The organism is Cupriavidus sp. HPC(L), from assembly GCF_000307735.3.
Taxonomy (GTDB): Bacteria; Pseudomonadota; Gammaproteobacteria; order Burkholderiales; family Burkholderiaceae; genus Cupriavidus.
In genome coordinates this window covers 1-2,015 of record NZ_AMPR02000336.1, presented here as the reverse complement: position 1 = coordinate 2,015, position 2,015 = coordinate 1, and the positions used below count along the sequence as shown (strand labels likewise).

Below are 2,015 nucleotides of genomic sequence, written 5' to 3'. Positions count from 1 at the left end.
AACAGGACGGGCAACATCATGCGAAGTCTCCTTGGAATTGAAATAGGTGCAGCGCGGTATCGCCGAGCAATTGCCGGCGCTGCGCGGCATCGTCGATCCAGTCGTCCAGCCATTGCCGGGTCGCCCCGTAGGCCACGTGACGATGTTGGGTATGAGGCCAGTCGCTGCCCCACAGCAGGCGTTCGGCGGTAAAGGCCTCGAGCAGCCGCCGCGCCGCCAGCCGCCCCGCCTGCGCGCATTGCGCATGGGCCCAGTTGCGATAGGCGCCGGACAGCTTGACCCAGACCCGGCCGCTGTCGGCGTGGCGCAGCAGATCGTCGAAGCCGGGATCGGCCATGCCGAGCGCCGGATCGGGCCGGCCGAAGTGATCGACGACGATGCGGCAGCCGGCCGCCAGCAGCGCCGGCATGACCTGCTGCAGGTGCGCCGCGGGCAGATGCAGTTCGACGTGCCAGCCTCGCGCATGAATGCGTTCGAGCAGGCCTCGCCACGGCGCGGAGCCGAGATCCGGCGCCGGCAGGCCGATCAGGTTCAGCCGGATGCCGACCACGCCGGCGGCGGCCATCGCGTCCAGTTCGGCGTCGTCGGCGGCGGGATCCACCACGGCCACGCCGCGCACCCTGGCCGGTTCGGCACGCAGCGCTGCCAGCAGGTAGCGGTTGTCGGTGCCGAGAAAGCTCGGTTGCACCAGCACGCCGTGGCTCAGCCCATGCGCGTCGAGCTGCGCCAGGTAGTCGCCCAGCAGCGCGTCGTGGTCCGGCGCGTAGCGCCGGTTCACCGCCAACGCAAGGCCGTGCTCGAACACATGCGCATGCGAGTCGACGGCAGGTATTGGCGAAGCGGTTGGCGAGGTTGGCGAGGGCTGGGACAAGACGCGGCTCCGAACGGAAAGTAGATGAAATCGGGAAACGAAGTTCGGACGGATTCTAGGGACGGCGGGTATAGTTTTCCATTATCCAGAATCTGTTTATTCATATCGTTTCAGTATGGAAACTCGCCATCTGCGCTACTTCCTGGCGGTGATCGACCATGGCAGCGTCAGCCGCGCCGCCGACTGGCTCGGCATCGCGCAGCCAGCATTGAGCACCGCGCTGGCCCGCATGGAGAAGGATCTTGGCGTCCGCCTGTTCGAGCGCTCGCGCCGCGGCGCCCAGCCGACCCCGGCGGCGCTGGCGATCCTCGACGATGTGCGTACCAGCGTCGAACGCATCGACGCGGCGGCAAGGCGCGCGCAGGAGATCGGGCGCGGCAGCGCGGGGCAATTGACGATCGGCCTGGTCTCGTCGGCGCTGTTCGATACGCTGCCGCGCGCGCTGCGCGAGCTGCGCCGGCGCGCGCCGGGCGTGCGCGTGATCCTGCGCGAGATGAGCAATGCCGAGCAGGCCGAGGCGCTGCGCACCGGTGCGATCGATATCGGCCTGATGCATACGCCGGTGGCGGTCGGCGGCCGCATGCGCGAGCGTCCGCTGCTGCGCGACCGGCTCGTCGCGGCAATCCCGGACGAGCTGGAACCCGGGCCGGATGGCAAGGTGTCGCTCGCGCAGATCGCCGACGCCGGCCTGGTGATGTATCCGCAGTCGCAGCTGCCGGCCTTCCATGCCGGCATCCTCGACGCGATGCGCAAGGCGGGCCACGAGGCCCACGTCGCGCAGGAGGCCAACCGGACGCTGACGGTGCTGGCCTGCGTCGCCGGCGGCTGCGGCGTGGCGCTGTTGCCGAGCTGGATCCGATCGATGAACTTCCGCGGCGTGCGCTTCTGCGAGGTCCGCGACGGCGCCGCGCTGCCGACCTTCGACTTGTCGGTGATCTGGCCGGCGCGGTCGGTGCCGACGCTGGCCGATCTGTTCGCCGGTCTGGAGATGGGGCCGGCCTAGCGGCATGGGCTGACAGCACGGCGGCGAACAGGCTCGGCGGCCGATCAGCCGTGGCATGGCGTTTGCATCGTCACCCCGCACGATTGCCGATCCGCGAAGGAGTGACCATGCGCCCGTCCCGTCCCGTCACCATCGTCATCA

Annotated in this window: 2 protein-coding genes; one reads left to right on the top strand and one right to left on the bottom strand. The window is 69.3% G+C overall.

The window, feature by feature from the left end; genetic code table 11:
- Positions 1 to 16: 16 nt before the first annotated feature.
- Positions 17 to 871, bottom strand: coding sequence for an amidohydrolase (locus B551_RS17380; RefSeq protein ID WP_023264645.1), 855 nt, complete (start codon positions 869 to 871; stop codon positions 17 to 19).
- Between the two features lie 115 nt (positions 872 to 986).
- On the opposite strand from B551_RS17380, the gene B551_RS17375 reads away from it, so the two are divergent.
- Complete coding sequence (locus tag B551_RS17375) at positions 987 to 1,874, top strand: LysR family transcriptional regulator (protein WP_006579852.1); 888 nt, start codon at positions 987 to 989, stop codon at positions 1,872 to 1,874.
- The last annotated feature ends 141 nt before the right edge of the window (positions 1,875 to 2,015 follow it).